This is a genomic window from Chryseobacterium sp. KLBC 52 (genome assembly GCF_003347605.1).
In the GTDB taxonomy this organism is placed as follows: Bacteria; Bacteroidota; Bacteroidia; order Flavobacteriales; family Weeksellaceae; genus Chryseobacterium.
On record NZ_QDFZ01000002.1, the window covers coordinates 1 to 17,003 of the forward strand.

Genomic DNA, 17,003 nt, shown 5'->3' on the forward strand with positions numbered 1-17,003 from the left:
ATGAAATTAAGTTTAGCAATTGTTGCATTAGCTTTGGCAATTCCTTCTGCCACTTATGCACAAGACTCAACGGCAGTTTCAAAAGGAGAGTATCCTAATACATTTTCTTCGGGATCTGCTAATGTTTCCCCATTCACCAATCAATCTAAAAGATTTAACGATTGGTCTATTTCCGTAGGAGCAGGTGTTCCACTTCTTCAGTCAGCAGATTTAACCTCGATCAAAAATGGTAATGGTAAAAACCTTTTTGGATATTCAGCGTATGTAAGTATTGATAAAGCTATTACTCATGCTTTTGGGATCAATTTACAGTATGACAGAGGTGAAACCAGACAAGGATGGTTCAATACTAAAAATGCAGCACCAGATGCATCAGCAGTAGGAGCAAGAACTCAGTATGACGCAATCTCTATCTTAGGAGATATTAACTTCTCAAACCTTTTAAGAAGAGTGGATAACCACTCTCCTTACAGATGGGCACTTCACGGATATGCAGGTATCGGTACCATTGCGTACAGAGCTTATCAAAAAGATGGAAGTAACAAGCAGACATTAATGACTGAAATCAAACCTTTCCAATTAGGTTCTATGTTCTTCCAGGCTGGTACAGGTCTTAAATTCAAAGTGAACAGAAGAATCGATATTGAAGGTAGATTAATGTATGTGGTAACCGGTGATGATGAATTTGACGGTGGAGGAGATAAATACAGCGCTATCAATAAGCGTTCTGAGCAGGTTTCCGACAACTTCTTCAATGCTACTTTAGGTCTTTCTGTTAAACTTGGAAAACATGAATCTCATTTAATGTGGCATGACCCGCTTCAGGAAATCTATTACAAACTGGATGTATTGGCTAATAAAAACCAGGATATCGAAGTATGTAAAAAAGGAGATGCTGATAACGATGGCGTATGTGACGATTGGGACAGACAGCTTGATACTCCTGCAGGTGCAAGAGTGGATGGTGCCGGAGTTGCGCTTGATACAGACTTAGATGGTGTAATTGACCTTTACGATAAGTGTGTAACCGTTCCAGGACCTGTTGAAAATAACGGATGCCCTGTAGCTACAACAGGACCTGTAGTAGAAACAGAAACTAAGTTGGAGGGAATTGAGTTTGATTTAAATTCTGACAGAATTTTACCATCCAATACTCCGATCTTAAATAATGCTGTAAACTACATCAATTCTTCAACTGGTTCTTATAATGTAATCGGAGCTACGGATACAAGAGGTACGGATGCTTACAACCAAAAACTATCAGAAAGAAGAGCAAACAACGTTAAGAACTATCTGATCAAAAACGGAGTTCAGACAGGTAAACTACAGGCAATAGGAAAAGGTGAAAAAGACCTTAAATATCCTGAATGTGAACCAGCAACGAAGTGCCCTGAATGGAAAAACAGAGCCAATAGAAGAGTATACTTCGAAGCTAAATAATAAATATATTGATACATCATATAAAAGTCACGCCCTGCGTGACTTTTTTTGTCCTAATTCTTTCCTTATTTTTACAACATGATTTCTCCGCAGGATTTTCAAAAGCTAAAATATGATACTCTTAAGTATTTCTGGGGTTATACCGACTTCAGAGATTCTCAGGAAGAAATTATCAATGCTGTCATCAACGAAAAAGATACCCTGGTTCTGCTACCCACAGGAGCAGGAAAATCTTTATGCTATCAACTCCCCGCCTTATTGAAAGAAGGAACCTGCCTTGTGGTCTCTCCTTTGCTGGCACTGATGAAAGATCAGGTTAATCAGCTTAAATCGCGTGGGATAGAAGCAGAATATCTGTCCTCCGAACTGGATGAATATGATGCGGAAGCAGTTTATGACCGTTGTAAAGAAGGGATTACCAAACTACTCTATGTTTCTCCTGAAAGACTTACCAATAGTCAGTTTATTCAAAATATGGAGGAAATTCAATTATCCTTCATTGCTGTGGATGAAGCTCACTGTATTTCGGAATGGGGGCAGGATTTCAGACCCAGTTACCAGAATATAAAAGGATTCAGAAGCAATAATCCTGAAATTCCTTGTCTTGCTCTGACTGCAACAGCGACCCCAAAAGTGCTTGAAGAAATCAAAAATAAACTGGAGCTGAAAAATCCTTTTGTTTTTCAAAAGAGTTTCAAAAGAGAAAATATTAAAATTTTTACCGATGAAGTTTCTGACAAATTCCAACGTGTTTTTGATATTTTAAAATACAGCAATGATTCGGGAATTGTCTACGTAAGAACAAGAAAAGAAGCTGAACTGCTGGCAGAATTTCTGAAGAAAAACCAAGTAAAAAATGTAGATTATTTTCATGCAGGCCTTACCACCAGGGAAAAAAATGAAAGACAAAATCTTTGGAATAACAGTGATAATCATGTTCTTATTTCTACCAATGCATTTGGAATGGGTATCGACAAAGACAATGTGCGATTTGTCATCCACTACTCTCCTGCTGCCTCTCTGGAAAACTATTATCAGGAAATCGGGAGAGCCGGAAGAGATGGAAAAGACAGTTTTGCCTTCATGCTTTGGAACAAACAGGAACTATTGAATTTTGATCAGGTTTTAAAAAATCAGACTCCCAACAAGGCTGAGTTTTTGAAGATCGTTAGCTACCTGTACTCTATTTTTCAGGTTGCAGAATTTGAACTTCCGGAAAAAACATTTCAGCTGAATAATCTCAGTATACAGAATTTCACAAAACTGTCGAAAGCAAAGATCAACAATGTACTCAATTTTCTGCACAACCAGGAAATTATTTACTACAACGATTATAAAAGCCTTTCCTCACTCGAGCTTTTTATCAAAGCTGATGAGATAGACCAGCTTCCACAAAAAGATGCTCATTTCATAGAACTTCTTTTCCGCAGCATATCAGGAATTACAACCCACAAAGTAATGTTCAGTGAACAACAGGTAAGCAACAAAATCAATATCAGTGCTCCTTTGATCAAAGAACGGTTGAAAGAACTTCAGCAAAAGAATTATCTTGAATATATCGATGGGGCATTAGCCAGTATTAAATTCCTGAAACCCCGTGATGAAAGAGCTGTAAATAGTGCTTACTGGAAATTATTTGAACATATTCAGAGAAATAAAATTCAGAAATGGGAAGAGATGAAGTTTTACGCAGAAAATAATGACTACTGTAAAATGAAACTAATTCTTGCTTACTTTGGTGAAAAAAATTCAAAAAATTGTGGTCAGTGTTCTGTCTGTGAAAAAAATAAGCAGTCTATTTTCGGAAAAAATATTTCTCAGCAAATCATTAATTTATTAGCTAAAAAATCCGCCACCATTGAAGAACTGTCTATCCAGCTCAGCTATCATTCCAAAGAAAATATCCTGGAAAATCTGATCTTCCTTCTGGATTCAGGAAAAGTAAGAATGCTTAACTTCAGGACGTATGCGCTTAATCATGAGTAATGAGTAATGAGTAATGGGTAATAGATAATAGGTAATAGGTAATGGATTATTAGTAATGGTAAAAATTGTGTAGAAAGAGAGTATGATGTCATCATTATGACCTCAACCTGCCTAAATCCACTACTCTCAAACTCACCCCCTAAAACACTCCTACTCTCCCACGCTAATACCTTCCGACTCTCGTGTCAAAAACTTATCTTTGCAGTATGAAATCATTGAAAGTCGTTTTTTTAGGAACTCCTGAGTTTGCAAAAACCTCTTTGGAGGCCATCCACCAATCTCACCATCAGGTAGTAGGTGTTGTAACTGTTGCTGATAAAGCAAGCGGACGTGGACAGAAGATTCACCAGTCACCGGTAAAAATCTATGCAGAAGAAAATAATATTCCTGTTTTTCAGCCGGAAAAATTGAGAAACCCTGAGTTTCTTGAAGAACTTAGAAAACTGGATGCTGATGTTTTTGTAGTGGTAGCATTCAGAATGATGCCTAAAGTGCTTTTTGAAATGCCTAAAATGGGAACTTTCAATCTTCATGCTTCATTACTTCCAGATTACAGAGGTGCTGCCCCTATCAATTACGCCGTGATCAACGGAGAAGAAAAATCCGGAGCAACTACCTTCTTTATCAATGAAAAAATAGATGAAGGTAATATTCTTCTGCAGCAGGAAATGGAAATTTTACCTGATGAAAATGCAGGAAGTCTTCACGACAGACTGATGGAAATGGGTTCAGAACTTGTTGTTAAAACATTAGACGGTCTTGCTGAAAATGCTATTGAAGAAAAACCTCAGCCACACGTTGAGCATCCTAAAAATGCTTATAAAATTTTCAAGGAAGATACGAGGATCAATTGGGAACAGCCTTCAAAAACCGTTCATCAGTTTATTCTGGGAATGTCTCCTTATCCTGCAGCTTTCACCACTTTAAAGATTGACAACGAAGAAAAGGGATTAAAAATATTCGGAGGTAAATTTGAACTTTCTGATCACGGAAAACCAGCAGGAAGTCTCGATATTTCTAAGAATGAATTTAAAATCTATACCCAGGACGGAATTTACTATCCTTTGGAACTTCAATTGGAAGGTAAAAAAAGAATGATGGTAAAAGATTTTCTGAATGGCTTCCGAAATTTTGACGGAATTGCATTAGCCTAACAATAGATCTTTATCTCCTATAGAAAAGTCCCGAAAGTATTTATAGACAAACTTTCGGGACTTTTTATTTTACTACTATCAGCTTTTACTGACAATTTTCTTTCGGATTCGGCTGATAAACTCAGGCGTTACTCCCAGATAGGCAGCAATCTGAATATTGGTAAGGCGGTTTGCTGTCTGCGGATAATCTTTTAAAAATTCCACATAACGTTCATCTGAAGGTTTGCTTAAATTATCAATAATTCTACGCTGCAACGCTATAATAGATTGTTGAAACTTCAGTCTCATTAATCTTTCAATCTCCGGCATTTCGGCATACAATTTTTCTTTTTCCTTTTTGGGAATAAGAAGAATCTCACTATCCTCCAGCGCCTGAATATTGAGCTTTGAAGGAATACGGTTGACAAAACTATCAATATCGGAGATCCACCAGTTTTCAATTCCGAAATACAATATCTGTTCGGCGGCATTATGATGGGTATGAAAAACTTTAAAGCAGCCACTGACCACAAATCCTTCGAATTCACAAATCTCTCCTTCTTTTAAGAGGAATTCTTTTTTCTTTATTTTCTGAAGACTAAAGGCACTGCAGTATTTCTCCAGCTTTTCGTCTGAAATATCAATATATCCCCGGATGTGTTTTTTTAAAGACTCAGTCATGGTTTAAAAATAAAAAAAGGTTTAGAAAAATCCTAAACCTTATAATTTTGTATTGCAAACAGTCATTTATTGTGAAAACAATTCACTATTGACCGTTCAATTTCTATAGCTGTACCATCTCAGTCACCTCTACATCATATCCTCCAACCTGAGGTTTGATATTAGGGTTTTGAGTGATTACTTTAAACTTGTTGATTCCTAAATTCTTTAAGATCTGCGTTCCAATTCCATAATCTCTGTAATTGTACGCTAAGGTAGGATGCTGCTCCTGACCATCCTGATAGTTCAGGAACTGCTGAAGTTTTCTCAATGTATTTTCAGAATTGGAAACGTTGTTGATAAAAATAATAGCTCCTTTTCCAGCTTCATTCACCATCCCTGTTACTTTTTCCAGCAATGGCTTTTCACCATTATTCAGTCTTGTCAATACATCAAAATAAGAATCTGAAGACTGTACTCTTACCAAAACAGGCTCATCTACTGTCCAAGCTCCTTTTGTCAATGCAAAGTGGATCTGGTCGTTAGAAGTTTCTCTGAAAGCATAAAAATCAAAATCACCGTAGTGCGTTTTCACTTTTTTCTCTTCAAGTCTTTCTACCAGATTTCCTTTTTTAAGCTGATAGTGGATCAGATCTTCAATAGAAACGATCTTCATATCATGCTTTTGAGCAAAAGCATGAAGTTCAGGCAGACGAGACATTGTTCCGTCTTCATTCATGATCTCACAGATTACTCCTCCTTCTTTCAAACCTGCTAAATGTGTAAGATCAATTGCAGCTTCAGTATGTCCGGCTCTTTTCAATACTCCACCTTTTCTTGCACGAAGCGGGAAAATGTGACCAGGTCTCATGAAGTCTGTAGGCTTGGATTTTTCATCCATCAATGCTAAAATAGTTTTTGCTCTGTCACCTGCAGAAATTCCGGTAGATGTTCCGTTACCCAAAAGGTCAACCGATACGGTGAAAGCAGTTTCTTTAGGATCGCTGCTTCTGCTTACCATTACTTCAAGACCAAGCTCATCACATCTTTTTTCAGGAAGCGGCATACAGATCAGACCTCTTCCGTGAAGCGCCATAAAATTGATAATTTCCGGCGTTGTCAGTTCTGCTGCGCATAGAAAATCACCTTCATTCTCTCTGTCTTCATCATCTACTACTATGATTATTTTACCATTTTTAAGGTCTTCAATAGCCTCTGGAATAGTATTTAATTTAATATCGGACATGTTTACTTTTTATTTGTGCAAAGATACTCATAAAAATAAGCATCTGCCAATTAATTATGTATGGTTTATTACGCTTTGGATAAAGAGTTTGCCGCCTCTCTGAAAATCTCGTAAGATCTCAATCTTTTCTGATGGTCGTAAATATGTGAATTAATCATCAGTTCATCTACCTGGAACCTTTCCTGAAAATCTTTAAGCTTTTCCTGAACTTCGGCCTGATCTCCGATAAAAGTATATCTCAGTTTCTGCAAAACCATAGATTTTTCCATGGGCGACCAGATTTCATCCATATCATCCACGGGTGGAGCAAAAGGTTTTCTGTCGTTTCTTACAATATTGATGAATGCCTGGAATAAAGTGGTAGAAATTTTATGAGCTTCCTCGGAAGTTTCAGCCGCTACCCCATTAACACACGCAATGATATAAGGCTTGTCCGAATATTTTGACGGCTCGAAATGTTCTCTGTAAATTTTAAAAGCCATTTCCATCTGTTCAGGAGCAAAATGTCCTGCAAATGCATAGGGCAAACCTAGTTCAGCAGCCAGCCATGCACTATCTGTACTTGATCCCAGAATATAAAGGGGAATATCCAGCCCTTCTCCCGGAATGGCACGAACCATCGCATCTGAATTTTCTTTTGAGAAATATCTTTGAAGTTCGAGGATTTGTCTTGGAAACTGTTCGTTGATAATCGCAGGATTTCTTCCTAAAGCCTGAGCTGTGAGCCCATCTGTTCCCGGAGCTCTTCCTAATCCAAGGTCAATTCTTCCCGGAAATAAAGACTCTAAAGTTCCGAATTGTTCTGCAATGATAAGAGAGCTATGGTTGGGAAGCATAATTCCTCCTGAGCCTACTCTTATAGTTTTTGTTCCATTGGCGATGAAACCTATTAAAACAGAAGTTGCAGAGCTTGCAATACTTTCCATATTGTGGTGTTCTGCCAGCCAGAATCTTTTATAATTTAAATTTTCAGCGTGATTGGCTAGTGATAAGCTGTCCTGAAAAGTATCATGAATGCTTTTATCTTGCTTTACCGGTGCAAGATCTAAAACAGAAATTTCAAAATTTTTCATGTTATGATGTTAATTTTTCTTTAATCTGAAAAACAAGACAAATTTAAAACTTAAAAACTGCATTAGTTACTTTTTGTAATTAATAAAAACAATTGATCAGTTCAGGGAAAAACTATTGGAATAAAATTTTTTTTTACTTGATTTTGTCTATGCGACATTTAAATTAAATAATACTAGTAAAAAATAATATTTTAACAAAAATAATTCAATAAAAAGAGACATATTCATTATATTCGTATACCAAATTTTTAAAAACTTTAATATGAACAAAAAAACAAACAGCCTGTTTTATAAGCAGATGCTGACAGGAAAAACTGTCTTTATGAGTTTTCTTATTGCTGCTACATTTTCCTCTTGCAGTAAGAACAATGAAGAAATTACTTCTGAAGCTCAAACCAATGCATTCAACGCAGACAATGTAAAAAAAGGACAATTGAACGGCCAGGAAATTATCTATGAAAGAAAAAACGGAATGAATTTTTTCCAGGGAGATATTGTTCTTACTGACAAACAACTGTCAGAAGGGAATGAAGTTAATAAAGGCGGTACCAGCTATTCAAGATGGCCCAATGGTAAAATTTATTATACTATTGCCAGCAATATGGGTTCCATCAATGTCAATAAAATCAATTCTGCCATCAGCGAGTATAATAATAAAACCAATACTCAGTGGATCTACCGCACCAATCAGTCTAATTATGTGGAATTTATTTTCGGAAGTTCATCAGGATCTGATGGCTGGGCGCATATCGGATATCAGGGTGGAAAACAGACTGTTTCTTTGGATCAATATATTTCTGTAGGATCAGTCATTCATGAAATGGGACATACTGTGGGACTTTACCATGAACATACCCGTAAAGACCGAGATCAATATGTAAAAATCCTGTGGAACAATATTCAAAACGGACAGTCTTATAATTTCAATATTTATAATTCCGGAACAGACATCGGACCTTTCAATATTAATTCGGTGATGATGTATTGGCCGACCTCTTATTCTAAAAATGGCTTACCAACGATTACCAGAGCTGATAACAGTAATTTTACTTATAACAGAACCGGGTTTACTACCGGTGATATCAATACCATCAATGCGATGTATCCTTAAATTTTTAAGAATCTCCTATCCATAAAAAAAGAACTCTTATGAGTTCTTTTCTTTTTTATAATTATAATGATTAATTAAAATCCTGATTTCGTTAAATTCAAAATGGCTTGGCAGTGCATTCTTCCACTCGGTTAAAGTTTCGTGTGGATTTTTATAGAATTCATCTTCAAAAGCTTTGATTTTATCCGAAGTAATGACTCTGGCGATGTCCAGCAATCCCTGTTCGGCAAATTTGGCAAGATGCCCAATAACAGTTTCTTTCACCAGCCCTCTTTCCAAGGCAATTTCACCGATCGTTTTTCCCTGTTCAAACAGCTGGAAAGTTAAAACCTGTGACGGAACTTTAGCAATTTTCAGATTGATTTCCTTGTCATTTTTTTCATCTAAAAGTTTCGTTTCAAGCAAATGAATATCTCTGAGACTGTTCAGATATTCTTCAATGTCTTCCAGCCAGCTTTTAAATTCTTCATTATATTGTTTTAAGCCTTTTGCACCTTTTATTTCGGCATAAAATTCTTTTAAAGGATCAAAAATTTTATTTCTGGTTTCTGTAAAGAAGAAATTAACAGCGCCTTTTGATTTGCTCTCAATTTCGGACCATTCTTCTTTCTGCTCAATAAAATTATTAACCTTCTGAAAAATGATTCGTTCCAGTTTTTCAAATATTTTTCCAAGATTTACCGCTTCATGCTTCAACTGAAGATAAAGCTGCTTGGTTTTAACATGGTCAATATTCTTGGTAACAATGGAAAGGTTATTCCACTCTTCCACTTCTTTCAAAAACCATGTACAGTCTAATGTTCGCAATACTTTTCTGATGCTGTAATCATATTTTTCCTGATTAAGGATCGCTTCAACATGATCATTGGCAATCGTATCTGTGTGGAAATGCAAAATCCTGTTATCTTTAAAAATAACTTCAGGAGTAATTTTTGATTTTAAAACAATTCCCTCCAATGTTCTGCAACGGGATAAAGCTACATAGACCTGACCGGCAGTAAAACTCTTTCCGGCATCAATAATCACTTTATCAAACGTTAATCCCTGACTTTTATGAATCGTAACCGCCCATGCTAATTTGATGGGAAACTGCTCGAAACTTCCCAACACTTCCTCTTTGATATTTTTATCCGTGTCAAGGAAATATTTTTTCTGTTCCCAGGTTTCTCTTTTGACAACAATTTCTCTTTCACTTTCATCCAGTACAACACGGATTTCATTTTCATCCAATCCAATGATTTCACCCAGTTTTCCGTTAAAATATTTCTTTTCACCAGAAATATCATTTCGGATAAACATGATCTGCGCTCCAATTTTCAGTTCTAAAAATTGTTCATTCGGAAATTGGTTTTCTTTGAAATCACCGACCAATTTAGCTTCATACACCTGAGGATCAACTTTTATTTCTGTCAGTTTCTCCTGATTGATCTCGTCTGCCATTTTGTTGTGAGAACACAGATATACATAAGACTCTTTTCCCATATCAAAGTCAGGATCATACCTTTCATTGAGATGATCAAAGTCTATATTATCCACATCGCCGTCACGGATCGCATTCAGAATTTCCAGAAACTCTTCGTCAGATTGCCTGTACACTTTTGTCAGTTCAATGGTGACGATAGGAATTTCTTTAATGGCATGGCTGTCAAAAAAGAAGGGCGAGTTGTAATACATTTTCAAAATGTGCTCATCCCTCACTACCGGAGGAAGCTGATACAAATCCCCGATAAAAAACATTTGTACCCCTCCAAATCTCTGGTTATTCCTTCTGATGAATCTCAAAGAAAAATCCATCATATCCAGAACATCAGCCCTCAGCATTGAAACCTCATCAATGATAATGATTTCAACTTCTCGCAGAAGTTTCAGTTTGTCTTTACGGTATTTGAAATGAGGCATCAGATCGGCAATATTATTGGCCAAACTGGTATCTATCCTTTCTGTAGTAGGAAGAAAGGTTCTTAGCGGCAGTCCAAACATGGAATGGATGGTTACTCCTCCTGCATTAATGGCAGCAATCCCCGTGGGAGCCACTACAATATGCTTTTTCTTGGTACGCCTTACAAAATCATTAAGAAATGTCGTCTTTCCTGTTCCAGCTTTCCCGGTTAAAAAAACGCTTCTGTTTGTATATTCTATTAAGTCAAAAAAATGATTATTCATCTTCGTCAAAAATACGGAAATGAATTTGAATTTCTTACCTTGGCATAAGTTTTGAAAATTCTTAAAAAGAAAAAAGTTTATTGTGAAAAAATTATTCTTTCATATCCCGGCAATAGTATTGTGTACTACATTAACTTTAGTTTCGTGTAATACATCAAAGAATGCCAATACCAATCTTCCTATTGATATTGCTGACAGGCCTGCTGACGAAGACAGTCAGAAATATGAACAGGCACAGCTGGATAGATTAAAAGCTTCTATTGAATCTGAAGTATCAGGAGAAAAATGTACGGATGCCAGCGACTGGGCGTTTGCTCCTATGGGATCAAAAGCCTGCGGCGGACCTCAGCAATACATTGCCTATCCCAAGAAAATAGAAGCGACTTTCTTACCAAGGGTGAATGAGTATACGGATAAAGTGAAAGCTTTTAATGAAAAGTATAATATTACGTCTGACTGTATGATGATCGAGCCGCCTACATCACTCAAATGTGTCAATGGTAAGATCAGACTTATCACGCCGGATAATAATTAACAATAAAGCAAAGGTTCTATATCAAATCGAAAAAGCTCTGTTTCAGAACAGAGCTTTTATATTTATTTTAACTAGATCAATAAGTGAATTTTGCTTCGCAAGTGAATAGTGAATTCTGATCGCAAAATAATTGACAAGCGCAGCGAATTGACTATTCACTTGACCTCCTAAAATTGATGATCCTTCACATTCTCCTTATACCATGATGAATATTTCACATAGTTATCTGCAATTCTGTTCACTTCTCCTTCCAGTAACTGGGCATTGATATCTTTGATTTTTCTTGCAGGAACTCCTCCCCAGACTTCTCCGGATTTAATGTGAGTTCCCTGAGTCACTACAGAACCTGCTCCTACAATGGAGTTTTCTTCTACCAGACAGTCGTCCATCACAATAGCTCCCATCCCGATCAGTACATTGTCTTTAATGGTACATCCATGAACAATGGCATTATGTCCTATAGAAACATTGTTCCCTATATTCAAAGGATATTTCTGATACGTACAGTGCAGCATTGCATTATCCTGAACATTCACCTTGTCACCCATCTTGATATAGTGAACATCACCTCTGATCACTGCATTATACCAGACACTGCAGTCTTTTCCCATTGTAACATCGCCAATAATAGTTGCCGTTTCTGCTAAAAAAGTATTCTCTCCGATCTGTGGTGCTTTTCCTAAAAGCTGTTTTATTAGTGCCATAATATTAATTTGAAAATGTGAAAATGTGCCCAATTGAAAATTAAAATATACTATCTTTTCTGATATCTAACTTCTAAATTACAGTGATAGCAAAAATCTAACTCTCAATTTTCAGCTTCTAACTTCTAATGCGTATTTTTGTATCTCAAATTTAACGAAAAAATGCGTACCGTACTTATAGAACCAACTGAAAACCCAAAAGTGATGAAATTTGTAGCAGATTACAATCTCATCCCAGGGTCTTTAGAACTGGACAGAAATTCAGATATTTCGGAAATTCCTATGGCACAGGAACTTTTCAATTATCCTTTTGTGGAAAGAGTTTTCATTACCGCTAATTTTGTAGCTGTGGCAAAACAGGATACCATAGAATGGGAACATGTAGCTGAAAGTCTGAAAAATGTAATTGAGGATGAATTACTGGCCAACCCGAGAATTTATCTTCAGAAGAAAAAAGAAATGTATCAGATTTATGCTGAAATGACTCCGAATCCGAATGTAATGAAGTTTGTATCAAGCAAACTGCTGATGGATGGTTTTGTAGAAGTAAAATCGAAAGAAGCTGCTGAGGAAGTTCCTTTGGCGCTGGCTATTTTTAAAGAGTTTGATTTTGCTACGGAAGTTTTCATTTCAGACAATTTTGTAGCCGTTACAAGAGATAATTCTGTAGAATGGCACCAGGTGATGATGACTGTTCGTGCGCTTATCGCCGAATATCTCCAGAACGGAGGTGAAATTTCAAAAATCGAACCTCAGAAACACGAAAACCCAGTTGAGAAAATTATCAACAGAGATTATACTGAAGATGAGCAGAAAATTTCTGACATTTTAAATGAATATGTAGCTCCTGCCGTAGAAAATGATGGTGGAAAAATTTCTCTGATGGAATATGATCAGGAAAGCAAAACAGCAAAAATGCTTCTACAGGGTGCATGCTCTGGCTGCCCAAGCTCTACTGCTACTTTGAAAAACGGAATTGAAAATATCTTAAAACAATTCGTTCCGGACCTGGTAGAAAGAGTGGAAGCCGTAAACGGATAAAACAGTTAAAATGCCTCCCGGAAAGAAAATTTTGGTGATCATTGGAAGTGCTTCGGCAAATTCCAGCAATCAGAAACTGATGGAACAGGTGCTGGAAAATATGGACAATACAGACTGTCAGATGTATACTGATCTGGCTTTCCTTCCCCATTTTGATACAGCATTAACGGATAATCATACTCCTGAAGAAGTTCTGAAAATCAGAGAAGATATTAAAAATGCTTCAGGGGTAATATTTTCCACACCGGAATATATTTTCAGTATCCCGGGAAGAGTAAAAAATCTGTTGGAGTGGTGTGTTTCCACAACGGTATTTTCTGAAAAACCAGTTGCTGTGATTACCGCTTCTGCCAGTGGAGAAAGAGGTCACGAAGAGTTATTATTAATTTTAAAAACTCTTGGAGCTGTAACAGATGATAAACATCAGGCATTAATAAAAGGGATAAAAGGCAAATTTGACGGCAATGGCTTACTGGAAAGTAATACCTTTGCCAAAGTATTAAAATTAGTAACAGATTTTACAAGTTCTGTTTCATAATTAAAATTTAGAATATTGAATAAGAAAGGAATTTTACTAGTCAACCTCGGATCACCGAGATCAACAGCTGTAAACGACGTAAAGGAATATCTTGATGAATTTCTGATGGATGAAAGGGTGATTGATTACCGTTGGATCTTTCGTGCCCTTCTTGTACAGGGAATTATCCTGAAAACAAGACCTGCAAAATCTGCTGAAGCCTATAAAACGGTTTGGACGGATGAAGGTTCTCCGCTGATCGTTATTACTGAACAAATCCAGAAAAAGCTTCAGAAAGTAGTAGATGTTCCTGTGGAAATCGGGATGAGATATGCACAACCAAGCATTGAAGCTGGTATCCAGAAACTTGTTGATCAGGGAGTCACTGAAATTGTTCTTTTTCCACTATATCCTCAATATGCGATGAGTACCACGGAAACCGTGATTGAAAAGGCGGAAGAAGTGAGAAAAAAGAAGTTTCCCGGTATAAAAATTAATTATATTCAGCCTTTCTACAACAGGGATATTTATATTAACTGTCTTGCGGAAAGTATTAAAGAGAAGCTTCCTGAAAATTTCGATGCATTGCAGTTCTCTTACCATGGTGTTCCGGAAAGACATATTTATAAGACAGATCCTACGAAGACCTGTAATCTTAATGACTGTTGTTCCAGAGAGGACAATCCAAGTCATCAGTTCTGCTACCGTCACCAATGTTATAAAACAACGCAGCTTGTCATTGATAAATTGAATTTACCTAAAGAGAAAACGATTGTTTCTTTCCAGTCAAGATTAGGAAAAGACAAGTGGATTGAGCCTTATACCGACGAAACTCTGGAGACCATTGGCAAAAAGGGAATAAAAAACCTGGCTGTTGTATGTCCGGCATTCGTTTCCGACTGTCTTGAGACTCTGGAAGAAATTTCTGTAGAAGGAAAAGAGCAGTTCATGCATGGTGGTGGTGAAAATTTCCATTATATTCCATGTCTGAATGATGAAGACCGATGGATTGAAGTGGTAAAAACGCTTTGTGAAGAAAAACTGAATGATTTTTATTTAGTATAATGTACTTTACTCAAAATATACAAAAGGCCGCAAGAATTCACTTGCGGTCTTTTCGTTAAATATATTAAAGATTTGATTTGGTTATTTTTTAATCAGGTTTCCTGCTTTTTCTCCGTTTACCAATACAATATATACTCCCGGAAGAATATTGGAAGGCAGTTGGATGTTCAGTTTATTGGCTCCGTCAGTTATTTCTACTTTCTCAGAAATTTCTTTTTTACCAGTAAGACTTACCAGTTCTACAATTCCTTTTCCAGCTTTCCCTTCAAAGTTGATGGTAAATCTGTCTGTTGCTGGATTTGGGCTTATCGTATAAAGCGGTGTTTCTGCTATTGCTGTTTTTCCTGCTGCTGAAGTTCCTCCTCCTACACCTACAGCATTCCATGCATTGGTAACCTGAGTTACTTCATTACTGCCTGCTCCATACAAATCTGCTGCTGCCTGAAGAGAATAAGTTCTCGCATTCGCATACGTAGAAGAAGAAGTAAGATAAGTCGTTAATGTTCTGTAAGCAATTGCTCCCGCTTTATCCAGTCCAATGCCAGAAACATTATAAGCAAAGCCCTTGTCATTCGTACCAGAACCTCCTGTAACTAACAGATAATACCAGAAGTTAAGGACACCTGAATTGGTATGAACCCCGCAATAATCATTAGATTGACTTGGAGTAACACAACCTGAAGTTGTGGTCGTTTTCCAATAGGTTCCCATATAAGTATCCGGCTGGCTGTATGCATTAGGATTCGCCATATTTCTGATCACGTAGTTGAAATCTTCTCCCAATGTCCAGCTTGCCTGTGTAGGTCTTGCCCAACGCTCAATGGTATTTCCGAAGATATCTGAGAATCCTTCATTTAAAGCTCCGGATTCTCTCTGATAAGCAAGATTAGCTGTTTTAGAAGTTAGCCCGTGTGTAATTTCGTGGCCGCATACATCTATGGCTGTTAAAGGTTTTCCACCGTTTGTGGTAGAACTTCCATCCCCATAAGTCATTCTTGAACCATCCCAAAATGCATTAAAATAATTGGTAGAATAATGAACATACGATTTAATAGCGAAGTTATTGTTATCAATACTCTTACGTCCGTATTTTGTGTAGAAATAATCCACTGTCATTTCTGCTCCCCAATGCGCATCGGTAGCGTATTGGTCTTTATTGGTATTGACATTATTCCAGTTATTGTCTGTATCGGTAAAATCTACCGCAGAAGCATAGCTGGTTCCTTTTTTCAGGTTGTAAGTTTCTACTGCTGTTCCTCCATTTCTTCCTGTTTCTCTTAAACGGTAACTTCCGTTATAAGAATCTGCAGTGATGCTGCGGGTTCCGCTATATCCTGTAACGGCTGTACCTGGTGTGTTCACTTCGTGAATGATAGCATCTACTCCTAATACTTTTCCATTTTTAGCATCTACAAAAACATATTGTCTGCTTAATGGTTTTTCGGCATAGATATCAAATTTATAGGCCAGCCTTAAATCATTCAGTTTATCATCATCAGGATTTGAATAATACACCAGTTCACCTTTTGGAGCATAGCTTGCATTGGGATCGCCGGTTTCTTTTTTAAGAAAATCTTCTTCTTCTTTATTTTTCCATTTATAGGATTCTGCGCCTACAAATGACAAAGCACTCTGTAAAGCAACATTTTCAGCAAGACTGGCAGTTTTGTCAAGCCCTTTCGGAATTTTAACAACCCATTTTCCTGATTGTCCTACAATTTTACCGCCTTTTGTCTGTACCGCCATCATTCCGTATTCTACGGGAATATCATTAACGGTCTGTTGAAATCTTTGAGTTTCAAAACCTAATGCATCTTTTTCCAGCCCCAGTTTACGAGCTTGTCCCGGAGAAAGTCTCTGAGAAGCTTCGTCAAATAAAACAGGAGTTCCCTGATACGCAGGTGCATTTTTTTCAAATCTCATAAATTCAGCATGGAGTCCGCTTTTACCCGGAACTAATTTCGATGGAGTGTTTTGTCCAAACACAAAGGAGCAGGCGGCAACACTTGCCACTAAGATAAATTTCGTTTTCATATTAATATTGGTTGATTGCGGTGACGAATTTATAAACTTTTCACAATAAAACAACAAAAACAATGAATAAAATTCAATTGATATTATAAATCAATAAATAAAACACAATAATGATTTTAAAAAAAAGAAAATTATTTAAATATAATTTTTCAACAATGTGAATTTTATGTTAAAATATTTAATTAAAATCAAAATTTTGTGAATTATTTTTTTTCACTATGCAGTGCATTATATTGTAGAAAATTAATAGTAATCTAAGATTTGAGTGATTAATTATTTCCAATACGAGCAAAAA

At 36.7% G+C, this 17,003-nt stretch carries 14 protein-coding genes; 8 read left to right on the plus strand and 6 right to left on the minus strand.

The window, feature by feature from the left end; genetic code table 11:
- The 3 genes from DDF69_RS01655 to fmt all read left to right on the plus strand — a co-directional run.
- A partial coding sequence (locus tag DDF69_RS01655) for an OmpA family protein (protein WP_114819255.1) occupies nucleotides 1-1,440 on the plus strand: 1,440 nt, incomplete at its 5' end.
- Between the two features lie 78 nt (nucleotides 1,441-1,518).
- Entirely contained in the window at nucleotides 1,519-3,426 is a 1,908-nt protein-coding gene (locus tag DDF69_RS01660; protein WP_114819256.1) for an ATP-dependent DNA helicase RecQ, read from the plus strand.
- Between the two features lie 206 nt (nucleotides 3,427-3,632).
- The gene (gene fmt / locus DDF69_RS01665) at nucleotides 3,633-4,580 is read left to right on the plus strand and encodes a methionyl-tRNA formyltransferase (protein WP_114819257.1); all 948 of its coding nucleotides are present in this window, start codon (nucleotides 3,633-3,635) and stop codon (nucleotides 4,578-4,580) included.
- 78 nt (nucleotides 4,581-4,658) lie between these two features.
- On the opposite strand, the gene DDF69_RS01670 is transcribed toward fmt, so the two are convergent.
- From DDF69_RS01670 to DDF69_RS01680, 3 genes are all read right to left on the minus strand, one after another.
- Nucleotides 4,659-5,240, minus strand: coding sequence for a Crp/Fnr family transcriptional regulator (locus DDF69_RS01670; RefSeq protein WP_114819258.1), 582 nt, complete (start codon nucleotides 5,238-5,240; stop codon nucleotides 4,659-4,661).
- 103 nt (nucleotides 5,241-5,343) lie between these two features.
- Nucleotides 5,344-6,465 carry a 3,4-dihydroxy-2-butanone-4-phosphate synthase gene (ribB, locus tag DDF69_RS01675; protein ID WP_034694964.1) on the minus strand — a complete coding sequence of 374 codons (1,122 nt, stop codon included), beginning with the start codon at nucleotides 6,463-6,465 and terminating at the stop codon, nucleotides 5,344-5,346.
- Between the two features lie 68 nt (nucleotides 6,466-6,533).
- Nucleotides 6,534-7,538, minus strand: coding sequence for an LLM class flavin-dependent oxidoreductase (locus tag DDF69_RS01680; RefSeq protein ID WP_114819259.1), 1,005 nt, complete (start codon nucleotides 7,536-7,538; stop codon nucleotides 6,534-6,536).
- A gap of 262 nt (nucleotides 7,539-7,800) precedes the next feature.
- On the opposite strand from DDF69_RS01680, the gene DDF69_RS01685 reads away from it, so the two are divergent.
- Nucleotides 7,801-8,649 (plus strand): M12 family metallopeptidase, encoded by an 849-nt coding sequence (locus DDF69_RS01685; RefSeq protein WP_114819260.1) that lies wholly within the window; start codon nucleotides 7,801-7,803, stop codon nucleotides 8,647-8,649.
- A gap of 36 nt (nucleotides 8,650-8,685) precedes the next feature.
- On the opposite strand, the gene DDF69_RS01690 is transcribed toward DDF69_RS01685, so the two are convergent.
- Nucleotides 8,686-10,812, minus strand: a complete 2,127-nt coding sequence (locus DDF69_RS01690) for a helix-turn-helix domain-containing protein (RefSeq protein ID WP_114819261.1) — start codon at nucleotides 10,810-10,812, stop codon at nucleotides 8,686-8,688.
- A gap of 82 nt (nucleotides 10,813-10,894) precedes the next feature.
- Here DDF69_RS01690 and DDF69_RS01695 point away from each other — a divergent pair, with 82 nt between their 5' ends.
- Entirely contained in the window at nucleotides 10,895-11,347 is a 453-nt protein-coding gene (locus DDF69_RS01695) for a hypothetical protein (protein WP_114819262.1), read from the plus strand.
- 167 nt (nucleotides 11,348-11,514) lie between these two features.
- Here the strand turns inward: DDF69_RS01695 and DDF69_RS01700 are convergent, their stop codons facing one another.
- Nucleotides 11,515-12,051, minus strand: coding sequence for a gamma carbonic anhydrase family protein (locus DDF69_RS01700; RefSeq protein WP_034694954.1), 537 nt, complete (start codon nucleotides 12,049-12,051; stop codon nucleotides 11,515-11,517).
- Between the two features lie 162 nt (nucleotides 12,052-12,213).
- On the opposite strand from DDF69_RS01700, the gene DDF69_RS01705 reads away from it, so the two are divergent.
- From DDF69_RS01705 to hemH, 3 genes are read left to right on the plus strand one after another with little or no spacing between them, the layout of a single operon-like run.
- Entirely contained in the window at nucleotides 12,214-13,092 is an 879-nt protein-coding gene (locus tag DDF69_RS01705) for a NifU family protein (RefSeq protein ID WP_114819263.1), read from the plus strand.
- Nucleotides 13,093-13,102: 10 nt separating this feature from the next.
- Entirely contained in the window at nucleotides 13,103-13,630 is a 528-nt protein-coding gene (locus tag DDF69_RS01710) for an NADPH-dependent FMN reductase (RefSeq protein ID WP_114819264.1), read from the plus strand.
- Nucleotides 13,631-13,645: 15 nt separating this feature from the next.
- A complete protein-coding gene (hemH, locus tag DDF69_RS01715; protein WP_114819265.1) occupies nucleotides 13,646-14,674 on the plus strand; it encodes a ferrochelatase in 1,029 nt (342 codons plus the stop codon).
- 81 nt (nucleotides 14,675-14,755) lie between these two features.
- On the opposite strand, the gene DDF69_RS01720 is transcribed toward hemH, so the two are convergent.
- The gene (locus tag DDF69_RS01720; protein ID WP_114819266.1) at nucleotides 14,756-16,708 is read right to left on the minus strand and encodes a M4 family metallopeptidase; all 1,953 of its coding nucleotides are present in this window, start codon (nucleotides 16,706-16,708) and stop codon (nucleotides 14,756-14,758) included.
- Between the last annotated feature and the right edge of the window lie 295 nt (nucleotides 16,709-17,003).